The sequence below is a fragment of the Paenibacillus sp. LjRoot56 genome (assembly GCF_964253335.1).
In the GTDB taxonomy this organism is placed as follows: domain Bacteria; phylum Bacillota; class Bacilli; order Paenibacillales; family NBRC-103111; genus Paenibacillus_E; species Paenibacillus_E allorhizoplanae.
On sequence record NZ_CAXURV020000004.1, the window covers coordinates 779,297 to 801,787 of the forward strand.

Annotated in this window: 20 protein-coding genes; 10 read left to right on the top strand and 10 right to left on the bottom strand. The window is 46.4% G+C overall.

Annotated elements, in window-relative coordinates; translation table 11 throughout:
- Positions 1-248: 248 nt before the first annotated feature.
- Together ACSQ8O_RS29310 and ACSQ8O_RS29315 are read right to left on the bottom strand one after the other, a co-directional pair.
- The gene (locus tag ACSQ8O_RS29310; protein ID WP_436244558.1) at positions 249-1,049 is read right to left on the bottom strand and encodes a carbon-nitrogen family hydrolase; all 801 of its coding nucleotides are present in this window, start codon (positions 1,047-1,049) and stop codon (positions 249-251) included.
- Positions 1,050-1,245: 196 nt separating this feature from the next.
- Positions 1,246-1,776, bottom strand: coding sequence for a DUF1572 family protein (locus tag ACSQ8O_RS29315; protein ID WP_436244559.1), 531 nt, complete (start codon positions 1,774-1,776; stop codon positions 1,246-1,248).
- Between the two features lie 155 nt (positions 1,777-1,931).
- Between ACSQ8O_RS29315 and ACSQ8O_RS29320 the strand changes: the two genes are divergently transcribed.
- From ACSQ8O_RS29320 to mtnB, 8 genes are all read left to right on the top strand, one after another.
- The gene (locus tag ACSQ8O_RS29320; protein ID WP_436244560.1) at positions 1,932-3,137 is read left to right on the top strand and encodes a pyridoxal phosphate-dependent aminotransferase; all 1,206 of its coding nucleotides are present in this window, start codon (positions 1,932-1,934) and stop codon (positions 3,135-3,137) included.
- A gap of 377 nt (positions 3,138-3,514) precedes the next feature.
- The gene (gene proB, locus ACSQ8O_RS29325; protein ID WP_436244561.1) at positions 3,515-4,615 is read left to right on the top strand and encodes a glutamate 5-kinase; all 1,101 of its coding nucleotides are present in this window, start codon (positions 3,515-3,517) and stop codon (positions 4,613-4,615) included.
- A gap of 40 nt (positions 4,616-4,655) precedes the next feature.
- The gene (locus ACSQ8O_RS29330; RefSeq protein WP_436244562.1) at positions 4,656-6,359 is read left to right on the top strand and encodes a proline--tRNA ligase; all 1,704 of its coding nucleotides are present in this window, start codon (positions 4,656-4,658) and stop codon (positions 6,357-6,359) included.
- Positions 6,360-6,370: 11 nt separating this feature from the next.
- Positions 6,371-7,618, top strand: a complete 1,248-nt coding sequence (locus ACSQ8O_RS29335; protein ID WP_436244563.1) for a glutamate-5-semialdehyde dehydrogenase — start codon at positions 6,371-6,373, stop codon at positions 7,616-7,618.
- Between the two features lie 21 nt (positions 7,619-7,639).
- A complete protein-coding gene (proC, locus tag ACSQ8O_RS29340; RefSeq protein WP_436244564.1) occupies positions 7,640-8,509 on the top strand; it encodes a pyrroline-5-carboxylate reductase in 870 nt (289 codons plus the stop codon).
- Between the two features lie 65 nt (positions 8,510-8,574).
- Complete coding sequence (locus ACSQ8O_RS29345) at positions 8,575-9,843, top strand: 2,3-diketo-5-methylthiopentyl-1-phosphate enolase (RefSeq protein WP_436244565.1); 1,269 nt, start codon at positions 8,575-8,577, stop codon at positions 9,841-9,843.
- The gene (locus tag ACSQ8O_RS29350) at positions 9,840-10,502 is read left to right on the top strand and encodes a 2-hydroxy-3-keto-5-methylthiopentenyl-1-phosphate phosphatase (RefSeq protein WP_056614213.1); all 663 of its coding nucleotides are present in this window, start codon (positions 9,840-9,842) and stop codon (positions 10,500-10,502) included. Before ACSQ8O_RS29345 ends, ACSQ8O_RS29350 begins: the two co-directional genes overlap by 4 nt.
- Positions 10,499-11,134: a methylthioribulose 1-phosphate dehydratase gene (gene mtnB / locus ACSQ8O_RS29355; RefSeq protein ID WP_436244566.1), complete on the top strand. Its 636-nt coding sequence runs from the start codon at positions 10,499-10,501 to the stop codon at positions 11,132-11,134. The genes ACSQ8O_RS29350 and mtnB overlap by 4 nt, the downstream gene beginning before the upstream one ends.
- 1,061 nt (positions 11,135-12,195) lie before the next feature.
- On the opposite strand, the gene ACSQ8O_RS29360 is transcribed toward mtnB, so the two are convergent.
- The 8 genes from ACSQ8O_RS29360 to ACSQ8O_RS29395 form a co-directional block, all read right to left on the bottom strand.
- Positions 12,196-12,882 carry a DnaD domain-containing protein gene (locus tag ACSQ8O_RS29360; protein WP_436244567.1) on the bottom strand — a complete coding sequence of 229 codons (687 nt, stop codon included), beginning with the start codon at positions 12,880-12,882 and terminating at the stop codon, positions 12,196-12,198.
- Between the two features lie 38 nt (positions 12,883-12,920).
- Entirely contained in the window at positions 12,921-14,216 is a 1,296-nt protein-coding gene (gene asnS, locus ACSQ8O_RS29365; RefSeq protein ID WP_200962441.1) for an asparagine--tRNA ligase, read from the bottom strand.
- 65 nt (positions 14,217-14,281) lie between these two features.
- Positions 14,282-15,490 (bottom strand): acetate kinase, encoded by a 1,209-nt coding sequence (locus tag ACSQ8O_RS29370; RefSeq protein ID WP_436244568.1) that lies wholly within the window; start codon positions 15,488-15,490, stop codon positions 14,282-14,284.
- Positions 15,487-16,359 (bottom strand): 3-hydroxyacyl-CoA dehydrogenase family protein, encoded by an 873-nt coding sequence (locus tag ACSQ8O_RS29375; RefSeq protein WP_171628782.1) that lies wholly within the window; start codon positions 16,357-16,359, stop codon positions 15,487-15,489. The genes ACSQ8O_RS29370 and ACSQ8O_RS29375 overlap by 4 nt, the downstream gene beginning before the upstream one ends.
- Before the next feature lie 130 nt (positions 16,360-16,489).
- The gene (locus ACSQ8O_RS29380) at positions 16,490-17,995 is read right to left on the bottom strand and encodes an AAA family ATPase (protein WP_236285334.1); all 1,506 of its coding nucleotides are present in this window, start codon (positions 17,993-17,995) and stop codon (positions 16,490-16,492) included.
- A complete protein-coding gene (locus ACSQ8O_RS29385) occupies positions 17,988-18,524 on the bottom strand; it encodes a hypothetical protein (RefSeq protein ID WP_436244569.1) in 537 nt (178 codons plus the stop codon). Before ACSQ8O_RS29385 ends, ACSQ8O_RS29380 begins: the two co-directional genes overlap by 8 nt.
- Before the next feature lie 152 nt (positions 18,525-18,676).
- Positions 18,677-19,165 (bottom strand): cell wall elongation regulator TseB-like domain-containing protein, encoded by a 489-nt coding sequence (locus ACSQ8O_RS29390; RefSeq protein WP_056614234.1) that lies wholly within the window; start codon positions 19,163-19,165, stop codon positions 18,677-18,679.
- A 44-nt stretch (positions 19,166-19,209) separates the two neighbouring features.
- On the bottom strand, positions 19,210-20,505 hold the full coding sequence (locus tag ACSQ8O_RS29395) for an amidohydrolase (RefSeq protein WP_436244570.1): 1,296 nt from the start codon (positions 20,503-20,505) through the stop codon (positions 19,210-19,212).
- A 258-nt stretch (positions 20,506-20,763) separates the two neighbouring features.
- Between ACSQ8O_RS29395 and ACSQ8O_RS29400 the strand changes: the two genes are divergently transcribed.
- Together ACSQ8O_RS29400 and ACSQ8O_RS29405 are read left to right on the top strand one after the other, a co-directional pair.
- Positions 20,764-21,390 carry a DUF47 domain-containing protein gene (locus tag ACSQ8O_RS29400; protein ID WP_056614240.1) on the top strand — a complete coding sequence of 209 codons (627 nt, stop codon included), beginning with the start codon at positions 20,764-20,766 and terminating at the stop codon, positions 21,388-21,390.
- 59 nt (positions 21,391-21,449) lie between these two features.
- The gene (locus ACSQ8O_RS29405) at positions 21,450-22,451 is read left to right on the top strand and encodes an inorganic phosphate transporter (protein ID WP_056614243.1); all 1,002 of its coding nucleotides are present in this window, start codon (positions 21,450-21,452) and stop codon (positions 22,449-22,451) included.
- Positions 22,452-22,491 lie beyond the last annotated feature (40 nt).

A 22,491-nucleotide genomic window follows, 5' to 3' on the forward strand; every position in this document is an offset into this window, starting at 1 on the left:
TCAAATAATGCCTAGGGACGAGAGCTTTAGCACCCGCGGTTCCACCCTAGTTGATATACCTGATACAAGCATATATCCCCTTTATCGTATAGGCTCCGGATAGCCGTTTCCTTGACCTTCATTCTGGGCTTTCACCATCCCCAGCTCGCTGAACATGAAGTCCTTCAAGTACTATTCATCCTTCACAGCCATAATTGATCATTCAATTGGTCTTAGTTTACAGAATATCGCAGCAAAAATCAATCTCCCTAGTACAAATGGGGCCGACGATCTTCAAAAACAGGTATTTTACCTCGAACGCGGACAACTTCTTCTAAATCAATCGTCGCCCGAAGAATGGCTTCGTTCTCATCACCTTCAACAAGCACCTCGCCCCAAGGATCGATGACCATCGAATGACCGAAGAAATTTGTCGTACCACTCGTCCCAACACGATTGCAAGAAACGACGTACATTTGATTCTCAATTGCTCGCGCCATAAGCAGTGTACGCCAGTGGTGCAAACGTGGATGCGGCCATTCTGCAGGCACGAACAAAATACGTGCGCCATCTAACGCCAATTTGCGTGACAGCTCCGGAAAACGAATATCATAACATATCATCGCCCCAGCAGGAACCCCTTCTAGATCAAACAAACCTAGTTGCTCCCCACTGTGCAAAAATTTCTCCTCATCCATAAGTCGGAACAGATGGATTTTGGAATACTCTGCGATCTCGTTACCTTCGCGATTCCATGCATAAATCGTATTGAGTATACGATCTTCTTTTTTATCCGCAATTGATCCACCGATAATGTTCACCTGATGAGTCCGAGCAAAAGTGCTCAAAAACGCCTTCGTCCGCTCCCCATTCACATCAGCAAGTTGATGAATTTCAGTTAGTGCATAACCAGTATTCCACATCTCAGGAAAAATGATGACGTCTGGCTTCTGTGCCGCGTCAACGGCTTCAAGAAGCTTTGTTTCGAGCACCGCATAATTCACATCGGGTTCACCGATCGCAATATCCATTTGAATTAGAGCAAGATTAAGTAGTTGTGACTGTGACATGTCGAGTTGACTCCCTCCGATTGAGAAAACCTCTATCGAGGCCATTCGAAGATGAGCGACCGCGTCTAGAGGTAGGTTTTATCGCCAATAAGCAAGACGTTTTCGGGAACCGAAAACTTATACTTTCTTATGTGGTAAAAAACATCTATGACTACATACTAGTCGAAAAGTACGCTCAACTCAACACGCATCACGTTTAAACCGTAGGTTTAAATTGTTTGGACTGCCCTCTAGCGATGCTGAGCGTCTGCCAATCTGTACTAGCCCAATGCTTGCAAAGCAACACGATTTGCCCGACATGATAACCATAATGCGACACTTGTCGTTGAATCGCTTGCAATACCGTATGACTTTCACCTCGGATTCGAACGTGAGACAGCACATCTTCAGGAGTCAAAGCTTGCAGTGTCGTCATCACAAATTGCCAACCCGTTTCCCACTGCTCAATCAGCTCTTCCCGAGAAAGGTGGTCGCCTTCAAATTCACCATCACGATCACGCCACCCTTTTTCCCCATCTGAGGTTAAAAAATCCGTCCAACGGGACAACATATTCCCATGCATATGCTTCATAATCACTTCCAGTGAATTCGATTCTTCATCTATAGTCTGATAAAAGAATGACTCCGCTGTCTGTGCAAATGATTTGTCCGCCAACTTCTTCATACTCTGAAAAGCACGTATGGATTCCTGTAGAAATACTTCAGCAACTTGCGTGTTCGATGCCATCAACGTTCATCCCCTTTTACATTTGTTACCATCATCATAAAGCAATATGAAAAAGATGACCAATTCAATATCTTCATCGACTATGAAAAAAAGATTAATCATGTTACATTTAGGGTATAGTTTAAAATCCCGACCTCCGGAGTGTGAATTAAACCGTGACAAACGTATCTTCAACAACCTCTCGATTTTCCATACAACCAGCTGAAAGAATGAAGGGTCTGCCTACACAATTCTTCGCAACGCTCGTTGGCAAAGCAAATGCACAAATTGCCGCTGGCCATGATGTCATTAATTTAGGCCAAGGGAATCCTGACCGTCCTACGCCTCCGCATATTGTGACTTCCATACAGGAAGCTTCTGCGAATCCGTTGTATCATAAATATCCGCCATTCAGCGGGTTTCCATTTCTGAAACAGGCGATTGCGCAACGTTATAAAGAGGATCACAACGTGGATTTGGATCCCGATACCGAAGTTGCTATTCTTTTCGGCGGCAAAACAGGTCTCATCGAAATTGCCCAATGCTTATTGAATCCAGGCGATGTATGCCTTGTTCCTGATCCTGGCTACCCTGATTATTGGTCTGGTGTCGCACTAGCAGGTGCAGAGATGGCATTCATGCCGTTACGCGAGGAAAATAACTTCCTGCCTGACTATTCGCAGTTAAAGCAGTCTGATCTGGACCGTGCTAAGCTTATGTTCATTAATTATCCGAACAACCCGACGGGTGCGACAGCTCCTGCTTCTTTTTATGAGGAAACAGTTGCCTTCGCTGAGAAAAATGGTGTCGTTGTTGCCAGTGATTTCGCCTATGGAGCTATTGGATTTGATGGTCAGAAGCCGATCTCATTCCTGCAAACCCCTGGAGCCAAAGAAGTAGGCATTGAATTCTATACCTTGTCCAAAACATACAATATGGCAGGCTGGCGTGTAGGCTTTGCCCTTGGCAACAAAGAAGTCATTCGCCTCATTAACTTGATGCAAGATCACTACTATTGCTCTTTGTTTGGTGGTATCCAAGCAGCGGCGGCTACAGCATTAACTGCCTCACAAGACTGTGTCACAGAGCTGCGTGATGTGTACGAAAGTCGTCGGAACGCGTTATACACAGCACTTGCCAGCATCGGTTGGAACGCAAAGCCATCGCAAGGTTCCTTCTTCTCCTGGCTGCCAGTACCGTCAGGACATTCCTCCCAAAGCCTTGCCGATTTACTATTGGAGGAAGCAAAAGTTGTCGTAGCACCAGGTGTTGGTTTCGGAACGCACGGTGAGGGCTACGTCCGACTGGGCCTTCTTTCTTCGGAAGCGCGATTGGAAGAGGCTGTGCAGCGGATTGGGAAATTAAATCTTTTTAACTCCTAATTATCCAAAGAACCTTGAAAGCAAGCCATTTATACCTTTACAAAGTCTCGCGTACCATGCTATTCTAGATAGAATTAAAATTCCAAACAGCAACGTTATGATGGGAATAGTACGAATCGTGCCGCACGTAACCAGGGAGTAAGCTCCATTGACTGAGAGAGCTTGCCGTGAACCGAATCCGAACCCGCCCCTGAACCGTCAACGATGAGTTGAACAGAACCCTACTGTTATACAGGGAATCTAGAGTTGAGCGCTTTCTATTTGATATGCGCTAATCTAAGGTGGTACCGCGGAAGCAACAGACTTTCGTCCTTATGTTTTAAGGACGGGAGTCTTTTTTGTATCTACATAGTTGGAAATCGAAGGATGGGATGAATATGACTCAGCGAATCGTAGTCAAAATCGGCAGCTCCTCATTAACCTCAGATACGGGTGGCTTGAATCCGGATAAAATACGTTTTTTTGCGGCGGAACTCGCGCACTTGCAGCGCAGCGGCAGCCAAGTGCTGCTCGTGACCTCCGGCGCAGTAGCAGCAGGCTTCACCTCCCTTGGCTATCGCACACGGCCCAAGGTCCTGCATGAGAAGCAGGCCGCGGCAGCCGTCGGCCAAGCGCTCTTAATGCAGGCGTACCATGAAGCATTTGCATCCCACGGCGTAAGCGTGGCGCAAATTTTGCTGACCCGGTACGACTTCTCCAACCGCAAGCGCGTGCAGAACGCGATGATGACGATTGATGAGCTCCTGCAGCGCGGCGTGGTGCCGATTATTAACGAGAACGACACCGTCTCGGTGGATGAACTGAAATTCGGCGACAATGATACGTTGTCGGCATTGGTAGGCAATTTGGTCAAAGCGAACAAATTGATCATCATTACCGATATGGACGGCCTATACACGGACGATCCTCGTAAGAACGCGAACGCACAGCGAATCGATCGCGTAGACGCCATCAGCGATGAGCTGTTCAGCTTCGCTGGAGGCTCAGGGAGCGCGGTCGGCACCGGCGGCATGCGCTCCAAGGTCGAGGCCGCCCGCATCGCGATGCGCGGGGGCGTGCCGGTCTTCATCGGGCGCGTACTTGAGCCCGATGATCTGAACCTTGCCGTGGGCGGTACCGGCAAGGGAACGTACTTTGACACGGCGCTGAACAATCTGCCGGTCAAGAAGCAGTGGGTCGGCTTCCACTCGCTGCCCCAAGGGCAAATCATTGTTGATCAAGGGGCGAAAGCTGCCTTGATCAACGGTGGGAAGAGCCTGCTCCCCGCTGGCATCACGGCAGCGGTTGGTGACTTCCACCCCGGCGATGTCGTCGAGGTGATCTGTAGTGACGGCGCGCTGCTGGGCCGCGGCGTCGTCAATTATGCGGCTTGGCAAGTTCAAGCCGCGGCAGGATTATCGACGGACGAAGTCCAGAAACGCGTCGAAGTATCACGCATCGAAGTCATCCACCGCGATGAATGGGTGCCTTTGACCTAAGTTTAGATTCACCTATAGAAAGCGAGGATCTTCCCTACACATGAGACAACAACGATTACTTAACCCAACTTTACGAGATGTACCGGGAGATGCCGAGGCAGCCAGTCACCGTCTTATGCTGCGAGCAGGACTCATTCGCCAGTTATCCAGCGGTATTTATTCCTATTTACCCTTGGGTCTTAAGGCCCTTCAACATATTCAAACGATCGTGCGTGAAGAAATGGACCGCGCTGGTGCACAAGAAATGCTCATGCCTGCCCTCCATCCTGCCGAATTATGGAAAGCATCAGGTCGTTGGGATGTCTACGGTCCTGAATTAATGCGACTTGAAGACCGCAATGGCCGTGAGTTTGCTTTAGGCGCTACACATGAAGAAGTCATTACAACACTCGTTAAAGATGAGATTCATTCTTATAAAAAGTTACCTGTCACGTTATATCAGATCCAAACGAAATATCGCGATGAGCGCAGACCACGATTCGGCCTATTGCGTGGTCGTGAGTTTCTTATGAAAGATGCGTACTCTTTTGATCGCTCAGCAAGCGGTCTAGATGCCAGCTATCAAGCGATGTTTGACGCTTATGTTAATATTTTCACACGATGCGGTTTGCAATTCCGAGCAGTTGAAGCCGATTCCGGCGCGATTGGAGGTACGGATACGCATGAATTCATGGCCTTAGCGGATGTTGGTGAGGATACGATTGTCCATTGTCCTTCCTGTCAGTATGCGGCTAATTTGGAGAAAGCCTCTGGCGTAATTACCAACGAAGGTGCTTCATCTACTGACGTGCCACATGCACAACCAACGAAAATACACACACCGGGCATAACGAGCATCAAACAATTAAGCCAATTCCTTACCATTGCACCGCAACAAATTATCAAATCCGTTGCCGTCCAAGCGGACGGAGCGCCTGTGATCATGCTCATCCGTGGAGATCTCGAAATAAATGAGATCAAGCTAAAGCAAGTTCTCGGTGTAGATGAAATCACGATGCTAACCGAAGCTGAAATCAAAGTGCTTGGTTCGATAGCCGGGTTTATTGGGCCGGTTGGTCTCTCAACCGTCAAATTACTTGCAGACACATCGATTCGAGGCTTAAACAACGCGGTTGTTGGCGCCAATGAAGCGGACTATCATCTTCAGCACGTAGATGTTCAACGTGATCTTGGTGCATTAACCTATGTTGACGTTCGCAATGTGGGCCAAGGAGAAAGCTGTATTCATTGTGGTCATGAACTCGCTTTTGCCAAAGGTATTGAAGTTGGTCACGTCTTTAAGCTCGGCACCAAATATAGTGAATCCTTAGGCGCTTCGTTTAGCGATGAAAATGGCGTCTCTGAGCCAATGATCATGGGCTGTTATGGAATCGGCGTCTCTCGTGTACTAGCTGCTGTAATCGAACAGCACCAGGATGAGCGAGGCATCATTTGGCCAAATGCCATTGCTCCTTATTCCATTCATCTGTTAACTGTTCAAATGAAGGATGAAGCCCAATTGGCATTATCCGAGGAAATCTATCACGCCTTAACTAGCGCAGGCTATTCGGTCCTGTGGGATGATCGTGAGGAACGCCCTGGCGTGAAATTCAACGATGCTGATTTACTCGGCTTCCCTTTACGATTAACCGTTGGTAAGAAAACGAACGAGCGAATTATCGAATGCAAAGAACGCCGTCAAGGCGATGTCTATGAACTGAACGTGGAACAATTGTTAACGCATTGCCAATCCTTATTTAACTAGGAGGTCTACCCATGAGTGAAGTTATTACAAAATCTAAGCTTGCTAAGCAAGCTGCCCAAGCAATGAGCAATCTCACAACGGAGCAAAAGAATGCAGCCTTGCTGCTGATGGCAGACGCCTTAATTACGGAGCAACAAGCGATCATTGAAGCTAACAGCAAGGATTTGCAGCGTGGCAAAGAACTAGGCACTAGCGCTTCTCTGCTTGACCGATTGGCGTTAAACGAAACGCGCATTGCGGCAATGGCCGAAGGTCTTCGTCAAATCGCTGAGCTTCCTGACCCAATCGGAGATACGCTTGAATCATTTGATCGCCCTAATGGTCTGCGCATTCGCAAAATCCGTGTACCACTCGGCGTTATCGGCATTATTTATGAAGCTAGACCGAATGTCACGGTTGATGCGGCAGGTCTTTGTCTCAAAACAGGCAACGCGGTTGTGCTCCGTGGCGGATCTTCAGCCCTATTTTCAAATGAGAAAATTGTGGAGGTACTGCATACAGCCTTAGAACGTTCTGACTTGCCAGCGGATGCCCTGCAATTAATCCTAAGCGCTGATCGCAGCTCCGTCGATGAAATGTTGAAGCTGAATGGCCTCATTGACGTGCTAATTCCACGTGGTGGACACTCACTTATTCAAAATGTTGTCAATAACGCGTCCGTCCCAGTCATTGAAACAGGTGCAGGGGTGTGTCATACTTTTATAGATCAAAGTGCACAGCTAGATATGGCGATTCGAATCGGGATTAATGCGAAGGCGCAACGTCCTTCTGTTTGTAATAGTATGGAGACTTTGCTTGTACACGAAGCCATTGCAGAGAAGCATTTAGCTGCGATTGCCGATGCCTTCCAAGGTGTTCATGTTGAGCTGCGGGGTGACGAGCGTTCAAGAGCTTTGGTACCAAGTATGCTGGTTGCTGAACAGTCCGATTGGGGTACGGAGTACGGGGATTATATTTTATCCATCAAAGTTGTTAAGGATTTAGATGAGGCGCTAGCTCACATTCGTAACTACGGTACGATGCACTCCGAGTGTATTGTGACAGAAGATGCTGCTAATGCTGAAAAATTCCTGCAAGAAGTGGATGCTGCTGCGGTTTATCATAACGCTTCTACCCGTTTCACCGATGGGTTTGAGTTCGGATTCGGAGCTGAGATCGGCATTTCCACGCAAAAGCTTCATGCACGTGGTCCTATGGGGCTGCCTGCGCTAACTTCAACCAAATACCGCGTCTACGGAAGCGGACAAATACGCGAATAAACCTTAGAGGAGGAACAACGGATGTCAATCATGTTATCGCAAGTTAAAATTGCTTTTGTGGGCGCAGGCTCCATGGCTGAAGCCATCGTCCGCGGACTTATTCAGACGAAAGTTGCGAATCCGCAAAACGTTTATATGATGAATCGCTCCAATCAGGATCGCTTGGCATTTTTATGCTCGGAATATGGCGTTCAAGCCACTTCAGATCAAGCGACGAAAAACACAATTATTCAAGAAGCCGACGTTGTTGTTCTCTGTATGAAGCCTAAAGATGTGGAATCTTCTTTTGCAGAGCTTGGGCCGCTTTTGAGCGAGCGTCAGCTGTTAATTTCGGTAATTGCAGGCCTTTCCATCGAAAAAACGGAAAGACTTCTGCAATCCAACTTGCCCATCGTTCGTACGATGCCAAATACTTCCTCCACCATCGGATTAGGCGCAACAGGAATGAGCTTCTCGACTAAGGTTAATGATACATTCAAGCAGCTTGCCATCCAAATGTTTGAAGCGGTTGGGACTGTTACGATTGTAGAAGAAGATAAGCTTGAAATCCTTACTGGTATATCCGGAAGTGGTCCTGCATATGTGTACTACCTCATGGAAGCGATGATTAAAGCGGGGATCGAAGGCGGTCTAACCGAAGAAGATGCGAATCAATTAACGCTTCAAACAGTACTCGGCGCCGCGCACATGGTTCAAACTACGAAGGAACATCCTGCGGAATTACGCCGTAAAGTAACGTCTCCTAACGGAGCTACGCATGCTGCTATTCAAGCATTGGATCGCCATCAGTTCGATGAAGCTATCCATCAAGCTGTGTTGCATTGCGCCGCTCGTACGAAGGAAATGGGCGAACAAATTGCCGCTACCAGCACTGTTGGAAAAACAGTTTAATCCGTTTCTGTGAAACAAGTGGAACCTAAGTGAAGTGATTCTAGTAAAGCAGGTGAAAGTTCGTCATGAGTTCATATTGTTTAGCAACGTATCGGAGTTTCGATGAGAAAGCCGATTTTCATAAAAAAGCAACAAGCATCGCTGTTGGTCTTACCGTTGGCAGCTGGACGGAACTGCCTGAGGCTCAGAAAGCTTCTATGGAGAAGCATTTGGGTAAAGTCGTTTCCGTTGAAGTCCATGAGCCTGGGGCTGGTGAACCTATTTCCGGACGCTATGCGGATATTACCATCGCCTATCCCGATGTGAACTATAGCCGAGATATTCCCGCGCTGTTAGTGACTGTTTTCGGTAAGCTTTCTATGGATGGCAAAATCAAGCTGATCGACCTTGCCTTCTCTTCTGATTTCCTTGCAGGATTCCCTGGACCGAAATTTGGCATGCAAGGCGTTCGTAATCTTCTAGGCGTGCATGATCGCCCACTGCTAATGAGCATCTTCAAATCCGTTGTCGGGTATGAATTGCCAGCACTGCGTGAGCAGTTTTACTTACAAGCGGCTGGTGGCGTCGATCTTATCAAGGATGACGAGATTTTATTTGAAAATCCGTTAACACCGATGGAGAAACGCATTGCGATTTGTCTTGAAGCAGCTGAACAAGCCACCAAGGAAACGGGTCAAAAGCTGCTCTATGCGGTTAATTTGACTGGATCAACCTCCAAACTTGCTTCACAAGCCAAGAAAGCCATCGCAGCTGGCGCTAATGCTTTGCTTTTCAATGTGTTGGCATACGGCTTCGATGTTCTACATGAGTTAAGCTCAGATCCGGATATTAACATTCCGATCATGGCACATCCTGCCTTGGCTGGAGCTACCTATCCGTCACCGCACTACGGCATCTCGCCTTCTGTCTTACTAGGCAAATTAATGCGTCTTGCTGGTGCTGATTTGGTGTTATTCCCTTCCCCCTATGGCTCCGTTGTAATGCCGAAGGAAGAGAATTTAGCCATTAAGCACGTGCTGCTAACGCAGGATTTACGTAAAGATTACACATATCAGGCGCCATCTGATCTAGAATTAAAATTAGCACCAAGCTTCCCTGTTCCTTCTGCGGGTATCCATCCTGGTCTAGTTCCACTCATTTTGCGTGATTTCGGAGGGGATGTTATTGTGAACGCCGGAGGCGGTATCCACGGTCACCCAATGGGCACTATCGCTGGAGGACAAGCTTTCCGCCAAGCGATTGATGCGACTTTACAAGGCACAACATTACGCGAGTACGCCCTAACACATCCAGAGCTACAATCAGCTATTGACACATGGGGGATTAGAGAATGAGCAAGGAACGCATTATCTTTTGTGACTTTGACGGTACGATTACCGTTAACGATAACATCGTAGCGATTATGAAGCACTTCAATCCTGAAGGTTGGGAAGGCATCGTCGAGCAGATTGTGACGCAGCAAATATCGATTCGTGAAGGTGTGGGGGCCATGTTTGCTCTTCTACCTACATCACGTAAATCGGAGATTGTGGACTATGCGATCAACAATGCGACTATCCGTGATGGTTTTGAAGAATTTGTCTCCTACTGCAAGGAGCAAGGGATTACCCTTTTGATCACAAGCGGAGGGATTGATTTCTTTATTTATCCACTGCTTCGTACGTTTGCGATTCCTGAAGATCATATTTATTGCAATGCCAGCTCTTTCGAAGGGGAAACCATCGAGATCCTGTGGCCGAACCCGTGTGATGCACATTGTCAAACCGACTGCGGGATGTGCAAAACAAGTATCATTCGTTCCTACAATCCTGAGCGGTATGAGCGGATTATTATCGGAGACAGCATCACCGATTTTGAAGGTGCTAAGTTAGTGGATACGATTTTTGCCAGATCTCACCTCATCGAGCGTTGCGATCAACTTGGCTATGCGTACCACCCCTTCGAAACGTTCTTCGATATCATTAAGCAATTGGAGGCTGAACCCGTCAAATGAGTATTTTACTTGAAGAAAAACAGCGTGCTTTCGCTGAATTACGAGACATCAAAGCAAATCTAGCGGCGCGTGGATGGTTTCCTGCGACAAGCGGCAACTTATCTGTTCGTGTTGGCGGCTTTGAACCGAATGCTTTCACCTTCGCTATCACGTCTAGCGGTAGAGATAAATCCGTCCAAACTCCTGAGGATTTCCTTCTCGTCAATGAGAAAGGTTTGCCGACGGAAGCTACAAGCCTTAAGCCATCAGCTGAAACCTTGATCCATAGTGAGATTTACCGCTTAACAGGTGCTGGCGCCATTTTTCACGTGCATACAATCTTTAACAACTTAGCTTCCGAGCTGTACGGAGAACGTGGGAGCATTCCAGTTGATGGCGTTGAGTTGATCAAAGCATTCAACATTTGGGATGAGGAAGCACAGATCGAGATCCCGATTCTGCCAAATTATGCGGAAATTCCGCGTATTGCTGAGCTTGTTGAAGGTGCGATCGTACCACGTATTCCAGGGATTGTGCTCCGTAAACACGGGATCTACGCTTGGGGAGCGAATCCCTTTGAAGCGAAGCGTCACCTCGAAGCGTTCGAATTCTTATTCGAATATGTGTACCGCTTGCATGTGCTAAAGAAGTAATCTAATCCACGTGTAGCCGCGGACACTTTAGCCTGCAGTTACGGAACGTGGTTACGCTATTTCACTTAAATTTACCTTTTACTTAAAGTTGTGGAACGTCAGTCCTCTATTTCGTAATTTCAGCGCATATACTGCGTTTGCTGCGAAATATAGGAACCTCGTTCCGCAACTTTTTTTATTGGCTATTTTCATACAACTAGCAGCCTCTCGTTCCGTATCTTTATGGTGAGAATCATGGTTTGGGGGTCGGAGGCAATATTGTCAGGCTAGGTAATCGGGTGGTATTTCGGCAGATGAGCTCTCGCTGGCGTAGGCGGGAAGCTGGGGACTTGGGGTAGCGGGTGGTTATAGGCGTGGAGACAACGTGGGTTAGCGGCAGGGTAGTCGTAGCTATGCGGTTTGTGAGCATGTATGCACTGGCTGAGTGCTGGTAGGCAGGGTACTTCGGGAGGCTGTGAGGCAGCGCATAGTTATAGATTGATCGCACTATTTCACACACTCACTCACTTTCACTTTCACTTTCACTCACACTCTCACTCTCACTCTCACTTCTCACTTCTCACTTCTCACCTCTCCTCTTCCCTTTCTCAAAAATGCAAAAAGACAACCTTTTCTACTAATTTATGATCGAAATTAGGAAATGCGTGCGAATAGGCAACCTTTTTAAGGTTTTTCAGGAAAATTTCCTGAAATTACTCCCATTTGATGCCTATTTGCATCAATTTCCAATAAAGGAGGAAGGAAACCATTCGAAAAATGCTCTTTTGCATTTTTGACAGGCTAGAGGACTTGATACATTACGCCACTTCCCCCCAATTTCTTCTCTTTATCGTAATACGCTCCAATTACTCACATAACACTCATAACACCACATTACGTTCCTAATTACACAATTCTCATACTGGGGGGGGAGTCGCGGGGCCGGCGGCAGGGGGTTTGCGCTATGCGTCGGCGACACAACGCGCATCCAGGATTCGCCCGCGTTGGCAAATACACAGAGAAGTAGCAAAAAAACGCCCATTTTCTCTCCTTCCGGAGAGAAAAATGTGCGATTTCCTTTATTATCGTGACTGCCTAAACCGCTGCGAATACTCTTTGGCCTGATCGACTGTCGAGACGCGATTGCGACTCCAATCCAGCAAAATCCGATCAATATACCGGAAATGGACTTTCCCGGCAAACACAGCTTCTTTCAAAGCGGTCATGATCAGCTCTTCTTTATACATATCTTTGTCCAGCCAATTGCTGATCGTTTCCAGCTCCATTGGCGTTAGCGGTCTAGCGAATTCATTTTCGATGGTTGTATAAATGTTCTTCACTCGATCATCGCTAGGCGCTTGCGTAGTGGCCGCCAACTCCGCTAACTCTTTCAGCTGCTGCTCCGCCACACGTTTCGCTAATTTCTTGTAGAGCGGCGTCAGGTTATACTGCTCGCTGCGAAAGCCCGTTGTTTCGTGCGTATCCTCATCGATTGCGATAAACTGCTCACGAATCAACTTCTGCACACTGGCAATAACGACATCTGGTGAAGCCGACATTCGCTCCTGGATTTCATCCAGTGTCGGGAATGTGTTCCTATCCTTTTCAACAAAGGAAATGAAATGAATCAGTGTCATGACGTCAACTTCACTCAAAAGTAGTGCACGATAATGCTTGAGTAATAGACTCGGTACCGCGACACTCCCCTCCAGAAAGCTATTCATCAGGATCGCTTCGACCTTCATCTGTATATTCGATTGCGTACTCATACGTCTTTCCCCTTTCTCCCCATGGACAATGCCACTACTTAAGGGTATAGACGGTATAACAAACGTGGGAATGGAATGGTTTCACGCACATGATCCAAACCGCAAATCCAGGCAACCGTGCGCTCTAAGCCTAAACCGAAACCGGAATGCGGTACAGTTCCATATTTGCGAAGATCCAAATACCATTGATACGCCTCTTGCGAAAGCTCGTGCTCCTTGAAGCGCTGCTCCATTAATTCAGGGTCATCAATCCGTTGACTTCCCCCAATAATTTCACCATAGCCCTCTGGCGCGATCATATCGGCACACAGTACGACTTCCGGACGACTTGGATCTGGTTTCATATAGAAAGCCTTAATCTCCGTTGGCCAGTGAGTGATAAATACCGGTGTTTCGTACTGAGCTGCAATCGCTGTCTCATGCGGAGCTCCAAAATCTTCTCCCCAAGCGAATTCATGTCCATTTTTTTGCAGATAGTCAACAGCCTCATCGTATGTGATTCGTGGGAAGCTGCCTTTAATTTTCTCTAGCTTGGATGTATCTCGCTCCAACGTTTCAAGCTCCGCTTGGCAGTTCTGCAGCACCGTTTGTACGATATGCGATACGAATTGCTCTTGTACCTCCAAGTTTTCTACATGATCCACGAACGCCATCTCTGGCTCAATCATCCAGAACTCGATGAGATGTCTACGTGTTTTGGATTTCTCCGCACGGAAGGTAGGACCGAAGGAATATACGCGGCCTAGTGCCATCGCAGCTGCTTCCATGTATAACTGTCCGCTTTGCGTCAAGAAAGCATCTTCATCGAAATATTTCGTGTGGAACAAGTTCGTCGTGCCTTCGCAAGAGGATGGTGTCAAAATTGGCGGATCCACCAAATGAAACCCTCTGTCATTGAAGAACGCTTGAACCGCTTTGATAATTTCTGCGCGAATCACAAGAACCGCACGCTGACGCGGGCTCCGAATCCACAGGTGACGATTGTCCATTAGGAAATCAACACCGTGCTCCTTCGGTGTAATCGGATACTCTTCGGTGACTTGAATGATTTCTACGCCAGTCACGTCGAGCTCGAAACCGCCTTTGGAGCGTGTGTCTTCTTTTACTTTTCCCGTTATGTATAAGGAGCTCTCTTGAGTTAGCTTAGAAGCTGCTTCCCACACCTCTTCACTCACTTCACTTTTAACAACAACACCTTGTATATATCCCGAACCGTCACGAAGCTGCAAAAACTGAATTTTACCACTTGAGCGTTTCTTGTTAAGCCAACAGCCAATGGTAACTGACTCGCCGACATGATGTTTCACTTCACCTATTGTACTTTTCATTTGGATATCCTTCCTCCCTAGAACTGAAGATCACTACTATTGTACACTATTTCCCGATTTCCACGAAAGAATCAGTCGGATTGCGATTGCACGAGACTGTAAGTATCCTGTGCGATAACCCATTCTTCATTTGTTGGAATAACAAGTGCTTCAACCTTTGAACCACGCTTGGTTATTCGCTTTTCTATACCTCTACCAAGCAGGTTCGCTTCCTCATCAAAATCAACCCCAAGGAAGCTCAAGCCCTCGCATACCGCTTTACGTAGCGGCGCGGAATTCTCGCCTACGCCTGCGGTAAACACAATCGCATCGACGCCATTCATCGCCGCGGCGTAAGCCCCGATGTATTTGCGCAGCCGATACGCATACATCTCAAAAGCCAAGGTAGCGTTCTTATCGCCCGCTTCCACAGCTTCCACGATCTCGCGCATGTCGCTGGAGATCCCTGAGATCGCCTGCAGGCCGCTATGCTTATTCAGCATGGAGCTGACCTCGCCGATCGTCAAATCCTCCTTGCCCATCACATAGGGCACGATGGCCGGATCCAGATCGCCGCTGCGCGTGCCCATCATCAGACCTTCGAGCGGGGTCATTCCCATGCTCGTGTCAACCGACTGGCCGCCCCATACAGCGGCGCAGGAAGCGCCATTACCAATGTGACAGGTAATGAGCTTCAACTGATCTAGCGGGCGTCCTAGGAAGGCAGCGGCACGCTCGCTCACGTACTTGTGCGACGTACCGTGGAAACCATAGCGGCGCACCTTATGCTTCCGGTAGAGCGCCATCGGCACCGGATACAGGTAGGCCTTCGCCGGCATCGTCTGATGGAAGGCGGTGTCGAAGACGACGGCCTGCGGCACGCCAGGCATGTTCGCATCCACCGCCGAGATGCCCAGCATATGCGCCGGATTGTGCAACGGCGCCAAATCGAAGAGACGCCGAATCTCCTTCTTCACCTCGTCCGTGACGAGGACGGAGCTCTTGAAAGATTCACCTCCGTGGACGACACGGTGGCCAACAGCATCAATCTGTGAGATGGCTGTCAACACGCCATGCTCCGGATGGACAAGCACATCAAGGACTCTGCGGATGGCCGTTGTATGCTCTAGAATTTCATCCACCTTGTGAAATTCGGGTTTGCCCGCTGGTTCGTGCATCAGGATAGCGGTATCCATCCCAATGCGTTCTACTCTCCCCTTTGCCAGTACAGTTGCATTTTCCATATCATACAGTTGATATTTCACGGATGAACTGCCAGCATTGATGACCAGAATATTCATAGTCGGTCACCGTCCTTGTCGTAACGGAAGAAACCTTCTCCCGTCTTAGCACCAAGATGACCGGCACGTACCATTTGTTTCAGCAAATAGGAAGGACGGTATTTGATATCGCCGTATTCACGGAACATCCCCTCTAGCGCAGCCAATACAGCATCTAGCCCGAACCGGTCACACATCTCCAGTGGACCATGCTTGAAATCATAGCCGATACGCATCGCTTGATCGATATCTTCAGCGGAAGCGACACCTTCGGATAAGGTGTGCAATGCCTCATTAATGAGCGTACAGATCAATCTCGTCGTAATATATCCTGGCGATTCATTCACTTTAATACTCTTTTTGGTGAGTACGTCGTCCACAAACTGACGTGTAAGATTATAAGTCTCGTCCGACGTTTTCATCGCCCGTACGATTTCAACAAGATTCACTTTGGCTACCGGATGTAGAAAATGCAAGCCAATGACACGCTCAGGATGCGTTGTAATTGCTGCAATCTCCGTAACACTTAACGTAGAAGTATTCGTAGCTAGTATGATTTGAGGCGAGCATATTTGATTGAGTTGGAAAAAGACATGCTTTTTCGCATTCAAATCTTCTGAAATCGTTTCAATCACGAGCTCGCAGGAAGCCATGTCCTGAATCGAGTTGGCTCGTTTGATTTTCGAAAGGATGGACTTCTTCTCTGCTTCCGTCAAAGCCCAACGCTCAATTTGCTTATCTAAACTGACCGTTATTAGCTCAAAAGCGCGGTCTAGCTTTTCTGTTGTTTTCTCAGCAAGTATGACATCAAGACCTCGCGCGGCCAGCATTTCGGAAATGCCCTGCCCCATCGTCCCTCCGCCAATGACACCAATTGTTCTGAACATCATAGCTTGTTTCTCCTTCTTCCGTACTTCATCCGTACTTCTTTCAAACTTCTGTCTTACTCTATTAGTATATGTATCATGCATACGTGTAGTAAAGAGAATAACCGCTGGCCTAATTGGCCAACGGTCATTATTATGCACTTTGTGACACAGAAGCGTCAAATAATGTACGAAAAGTATCACCAGAAAGTACTTCTTCCTTCATCAGAATTGCGAACGAGTGCTCAAACACACTGCGTTGCTCATCTAACATTTTCTTCGTACGCAGCATTAACGCATCCAGGATGGCAGCATTTTCTTTCATCAGCTGTTCCTTCGTCACCATCTCACGATCAATAATACCCAAGCTGGTAAGTCCGGCATCCATCATGTTACGAACCATGGAAAGCGACTGTTCGAAATCGTTGCGAGACCCGGTACTGCGACCTCCGTAAATCATTTCTTCCGCAGCCGCTCCACCAAGTGCAATCATGATCTGATCTTCGATATAATCTTTCGTATACAAATAATGATCCTGCGGCGGGTTATGACGAACATACCCCAAGGCTTTCCCACGTGGACTCACTGTTACTTGGGAAACGGACCCAGGACGAACAAGCTCTGCAATAATAGCATGGCCTAATTCATGATAAGCCACACGTTCTTTCTCACCATTCGCTGTTTCTTTATCTGTTCGCTCACCCATCATGACCTTATCAATTGCGGAAGCCAAATGCGGCTGCTCAATCGCTGGCTTATCTTCACGCATCGCATAAATAGCTGCCTCATTCAGCACGCCCTCAAGCTGTGCACCTGAAAAGCCAAAGGTTTGATCAGCCGTTTGCTCCAAAGTAACACCTTCAGCTAACGGTTTATTTTTGGCATGGATATGCAGAATGGCTAAACGACCTTTTTTATCTGGCAGATCAACCTCAATATGTCGGTCAAATCGGCCAGGACGCAGCAAAGCACTATCGAGCATTTCCTTCCGATTCGTCGCGGCAATAATGAGAATTCTCGGTGCATCATTCGTATGAATCCCATCCATCTCTGTCAACAACTGATTCAATGTCTGGTCATACTCACGTTGTTGGCCACCGTCCCGTTTTCCACCAATAACATCAATTTCATCAATAAAAATAATGGCATTATCCTTGCCTTCTTTGACAGCACGAGCTCTAGCTTCCTTAAATAAATCACGTACTCGACTTGCACCGACACCTACATACATCTCAACAAACTCACTGCCTGAAGCAGCCATATAAACAGAATTCGTATAATGCGCAGCGGCTTTGGCCATTAAAGTTTTCCCTGTACCAGGAGGCCCTGTCAATAGTAATCCTTTCAGCGGACGAATGCCTAGCTTCTTAATTTCCTCATGCTTAATCAAGAAATCAAGTGCTTCCATCAATTCTTTCTTCGCCCGATCTTGTCCGCCAATTTCATCAAAAGTGAGAAACGAAGGGGTCCGATTCTTGCTTTTCCGATCTCCTCCGCCTGCTGCAGCTCCGATACCGCCGCGGGTTTTCATCATATACAATAACGATCCACCCAGCGCACTCACGAATAAGATAGGTATCACATTCACACCTAGGAAAGCTAAGAACACTAGAAAAACAGGAATAAATCCAATCCCAATTTCTTTATATATTTTACTCATTCGGCCACACTCCAATCTGGGAGATTCTTGGCAGCATGATAAATTTAGTCGTATCACCATCTGTTAATCGAATGTAAACATTAACCTCATCCATTTCGCTGTCTACGTTCATTGTAGGCATACCATTTGCATATTTCTCTAAGGTTGTCGGAATATCCGCATAATGCTTCGTTTCCATCGCTTGAGCTACCTCAAATAACGCTTTAGACCACCATTGATCCAGCTTGTCTGAGGGTTGATTCTTAATGGTTATATTTACGGTACGTTTCCCGATAATTGATGCGCCTTCGCCTTTAATTAACTCAACAACTTGTCGTAAATTAGCGTCAGGCTTCAAAGTCAACTCGACATCCACTTGATTCGAAGAAAGCTTCATCGTGGAATTCGTTACACCTGGTGCCGTATTAATGATATGTGATAATGGATTTTCCATCGCAAAACTTGTATAAGCGAACCAGCCTCCAAAAAGTACACCAGCCGAAATAATCACGCTCAAAATAACAGGTAAAACGCGCAGTTTCATCTTCATAGGTTGGCGTCCACCTTTCTGTAATGATGTATTTGTATGCCTCTTAAGCAATACGATAAGTATATCATCACTTATATACGATATGCCTTATGTAAACAGTGGAAACTCATGAAGTCAGCATTCTAGTTTTAATACAAAAAAACTCAACCTTCTTATTGAAGGCTGAGCCGATAAGTATCCAGATAAGTACCATCTTTGAAGGTATAGTAATCATAGAAATACCGCGTACCTCTATCATCCTTCGTCTTATAAAATACTTCCCATACATAGTCATTTCCTAGTTTGCCTGGAATTGCTCGCTCAATTTCACTAGTCGGCACCTTTTTCGATACCGCAGCACGGGCTTGCTCTTCAGTAAAGGCTTCCTCCGCCATTTCCGTATGAACATCTTCAGCAGATACCCAAGCAATTAAACGCTGTCCTAGCTTGTTCTCCCCATATACAATCTGAAACGGCTCATCACCGTAGAAAAAATCCACCTTTGATGCCTTTGTCATCATACTTCCCACATAGGCTTTTTCAACAGCTACACGTTTCTCATCCCAGTGTTCGTTCTGCACATTCAGGTAGAATCGGCTAAGCACAACACCCAGCGTTGCTATAATAAAAACGCCAAGTGTGATCGTTCGCTTCGCATTCATAACCGCCGCGCACCTCCCCAAAACCACTTACTTTTCCTTAGCATTTAGCCTTTTAGTCGATCAAAACATAATTCAAATTCACGTTTAATTTTCTCTTCATCTAAAGTTAAACACTCACCTTTACGGACGATCCAGTTGCCATCAACGCAAACATCTACGACATCTTTCGCACAAGCGGAGTACACAATGTGGGAAACAAAATCCGTTTTGGGAAGAAAATGAGGCTGATCAATATCCAGTGCGATGAAATCTGCTTTCATACCAGGCTCAAGTAAACCAACATCCTCCAGCCAAATGGATTCTGCTCCCATCCGAGTTCCAAGCAATAAGGCTTCTTTCGCAGGGATCGCTAATGGGTCACCAGTTACTCCTTTATGAATAAGAGCTGCCAAACGCATTTCCTCAAACATGTCCAAATTGTTATTGGATGCCGCTCCATCTGTACCTAAAGAAACTTTAACGCCAGCACGCAATAATTCTGGTAAACGGGCAACACCACTTGCAAGTTTAAGATTACTGCCCGGATTGTGGGAAACACGTACATCATATTGTTTAAGAATAGCTATTTCTTCATCATTCAAATGGACACCATGCGCAACAAGCGTTGGGCGAGTGAATACGCCTAGTTTTTCCAAGTGCGCCACAGGTCTAGCGCCATACTGTTCGACATTGCCATCGACTTCACGGCGAGTTTCCGACATATGCGTATGAATTGGAAGATTAAGATCATGTGCAGCCTGTACAATACGCTCGATATAATCTGGTGGACAGGTGTAAGGTGCATGCGGCGACATCATCGTAGTAATTCGACCATCCGCCTTACCATGCCAGCTCTTTGCAAATTCAGTTGCTTCAATCAGCTTAGCTGTTTGCACATCCGGCGGACATAATCCGATCACACCGCGGGTCAAAACGCCGCGCATCCCTGATTCCTCTACTGCCAAAGCAACTTCATTCATATGGTCGTACATATCGACAAATGTCGTTGTGCCGCCTTTGATCATTTCTAGGATCGACAACCGCGTTCCCCATTTGACGTCCTGCGAAGTGAATTTTCCTTCCATCGGCCACATTTTTTCCTCTAACCATACTTGCAGTGCTAGGTCATCACCATAACCGCGGAGCAATGACATCGCAGCATGTCCATGTGTATTCACAAGTCCTGGCATGTACAGCTTATTCGTACCGTCAATCACTTCATCATAATTGTCTAATGGTTCTGGTACTTCTGTCCCGATGTATGTAATCTGACTGCCTTCAATAACCATGCAGCCCTTGATGGATGTTTTGTCTTCCTTATTAGAAATAAAAATACCATTTGAAATTAATGTTTTTTTCATAGTAAAAAACCCTCTCTATGCTCATTCTATAAATAGCAACTGCTCCATAAACTTTACATCTTCAAGCTTGTAAAATCAAGGAAGCCGTGTACGATTCCTAAGTTGTTGAGAAATTGTAAATTGTCACGGAATTTTCGTTGCTTTAGCCCTAACGAGTATGATACTTTAAACATTGTGAGTTTTTTCTACAATTTGGTCATTTTTAAATCACAAATTCGTTCAAAAACTTGTACATATAGTAAAAATTAGGAGGATTCTATGACAACGTTATTCACCAGAAAGAACGAAGTCGATTTCTTGCAACTTCTTATCCGTGCTGCAGAGAACGCTTTGCAAACAGCTCAATTGTTTCGTACAGCTATGATGGGTGATAAACCCCCAATTGAGTATGTCAAAGCAATTCATGATCTTGAGCATGCAGGAGACTCCATCACACATGACATTTTCAGAGGTTTGAACAAAGTATTTATCACTCCCATTGATCGGGAAGATATTATGGTTCTAGCTTCCAAAGTCGATGATGTTACTGATGGTATTGAGGCTACGATTGCTCGTTTCGACTATTTGAGTGTTTCTCATACAGATTCCTACATGAAAGATTTCTCTGGAGTTATCGTAGACTCCTGTCAACATATGCTAGATGCTTTCAAGCTTTTAGCTAAGAAAAAATATATGCAAATTCCGGAGCACACGGTGGCTATAAATAAATTAGAAAATGATGGAGATCGTTTGATGCGCGAAGGAATTCGCCAAATTTTCATCACACGCAAAGACCCTTACGAAGATTTCAAGCTCAAAGAAATTTATGAGCGTTTGGAAGAAACAACCGATGCTTGCGAAGATGTCGCTAACATTCTAGACAGCGTAGTACTTCGTTACTCTTAAGACAAGATGTCTATGTGTACGAAGAAAGTTTTCCAATTGGAAAGCGCTAGGAGGAATTCATGTTAACTTATTTGATCATAATCGTTGCACTAGCCCTGCTATTCGACTTCATCAACGGATTCCACGATACAGCTAATGCGATTGCTACTTCCATTTCTACGCGAGCATTAAGCCCGCGTGTAGCGATTTTCATGGCTGCTTCACTTAATTTTGTTGGGGCTATGGTTTCATCGGAAGTAGCCAAAACAGTAGGCGGAAGTATTGCCAATCCTGCGAAGATCGAAAATGGCGTTGAAGTCGTGATTGCAGCCTTGCTTGCAGCAATCATCTGGAACTTGCTTACCTGGTACTTGTCTATTCCATCTTCGTCCTCCCACACGTTACTTGGTGCCTTAGCTGGTGCTGTAATTGCAGGAGCAGGCTTCAATGGCGTTAACTGGAGTGGTTTCACACAAATTATTATCATTCTTATTTTATCGCCCATTATCGCTTTCGTTCTAGGTTATCTCATTATGGTATTGATCAAAAATATCGTGCTTTGGTCAGGTAACACATCCAGATCCAAACTAAATCGTGGTTTTCGTACGTTACAAATCATCTCTGCCGGATTACTTTCGTATTCCCATGGTGGAAACGATGCGCAGAAGGCAATGGGGATTATCGTGTTTGGTCTCGTTGCAGCCGGCGTTCAAGATGATTTGAATGTACCGATCTGGGTAAAAATTGCTGCAGCCCTCGCGATGGGCCTTGGTACTTCCATTGGTGGATGGCGGATCATTAAAACAGTCTCAGGTAAAATTGTTAAAATTGAACCGATCAACGGCTTTGCCTCGGACTTAACATCATCGATTGTCATTCAAATCTCAACCTTCATTGGTAAACCATTATCAACGACACACGTTATTTCCTCTGCGATTATCGGGACAGGCAGTGTCATGCGATTCCATGAAGTACAATGGGGTACGGTTGGTCGAATGTTAGTCACTTGGGTTATTACCATTCCGATCTCAATGGTTCTTGCTTACACCCTGTACTTTGCGATATTCCGTTTAATCATGTAATAACAAACAAAGGCACGACCCGCTGAAGCTGCGCGGGTCG

Excerpts from the sequence above, each read along its gene's own strand:
- ACSQ8O_RS29360 (WP_436244567.1), bottom strand. The coding sequence starts at position 12,882 with ATGAGTACGCAATCGAATATACAGATGAAGGTCGAAGCGATCCTGATG.
- ACSQ8O_RS29400 (WP_056614240.1), top strand. The coding sequence starts at position 20,764 with ATGACAACGTTATTCACCAGAAAGAACGAAGTCGATTTCTTGCAACTT.
- ACSQ8O_RS29380 (WP_236285334.1), bottom strand. The coding sequence starts at position 17,995 with ATGAGTAAAATATATAAAGAAATTGGGATTGGATTTATTCCTGTTTTT.
- ACSQ8O_RS29350 (WP_056614213.1), top strand. The coding sequence starts at position 9,840 with ATGAGCAAGGAACGCATTATCTTTTGTGACTTTGACGGTACGATTACC.
- ACSQ8O_RS29330 (WP_436244562.1), top strand. The coding sequence starts at position 4,656 with ATGAGACAACAACGATTACTTAACCCAACTTTACGAGATGTACCGGGA.
- proC (WP_436244564.1), top strand. The coding sequence starts at position 7,640 with ATGTCAATCATGTTATCGCAAGTTAAAATTGCTTTTGTGGGCGCAGGC.
- ACSQ8O_RS29405 (WP_056614243.1), top strand. The coding sequence starts at position 21,450 with ATGTTAACTTATTTGATCATAATCGTTGCACTAGCCCTGCTATTCGAC.
- ACSQ8O_RS29390 (WP_056614234.1), bottom strand. The coding sequence starts at position 19,165 with ATGAATGCGAAGCGAACGATCACACTTGGCGTTTTTATTATAGCAACG.
- ACSQ8O_RS29315 (WP_436244559.1), bottom strand. The coding sequence starts at position 1,776 with ATGGCATCGAACACGCAAGTTGCTGAAGTATTTCTACAGGAATCCATA.
- proB (WP_436244561.1), top strand. The coding sequence starts at position 3,515 with ATGACTCAGCGAATCGTAGTCAAAATCGGCAGCTCCTCATTAACCTCA.
- ACSQ8O_RS29375 (WP_171628782.1), bottom strand. The coding sequence starts at position 16,359 with ATGATGTTCAGAACAATTGGTGTCATTGGCGGAGGGACGATGGGGCAG.
- ACSQ8O_RS29345 (WP_436244565.1), top strand. The coding sequence starts at position 8,575 with ATGAGTTCATATTGTTTAGCAACGTATCGGAGTTTCGATGAGAAAGCC.
- ACSQ8O_RS29310 (WP_436244558.1), bottom strand. The coding sequence starts at position 1,049 with ATGTCACAGTCACAACTACTTAATCTTGCTCTAATTCAAATGGATATT.
- ACSQ8O_RS29370 (WP_436244568.1), bottom strand. The coding sequence starts at position 15,490 with ATGAATATTCTGGTCATCAATGCTGGCAGTTCATCCGTGAAATATCAA.
- ACSQ8O_RS29385 (WP_436244569.1), bottom strand. The coding sequence starts at position 18,524 with ATGAAGATGAAACTGCGCGTTTTACCTGTTATTTTGAGCGTGATTATT.
- ACSQ8O_RS29395 (WP_436244570.1), bottom strand. The coding sequence starts at position 20,505 with ATGAAAAAAACATTAATTTCAAATGGTATTTTTATTTCTAATAAGGAA.
- mtnB (WP_436244566.1), top strand. The coding sequence starts at position 10,499 with ATGAGTATTTTACTTGAAGAAAAACAGCGTGCTTTCGCTGAATTACGA.
- ACSQ8O_RS29335 (WP_436244563.1), top strand. The coding sequence starts at position 6,371 with ATGAGTGAAGTTATTACAAAATCTAAGCTTGCTAAGCAAGCTGCCCAA.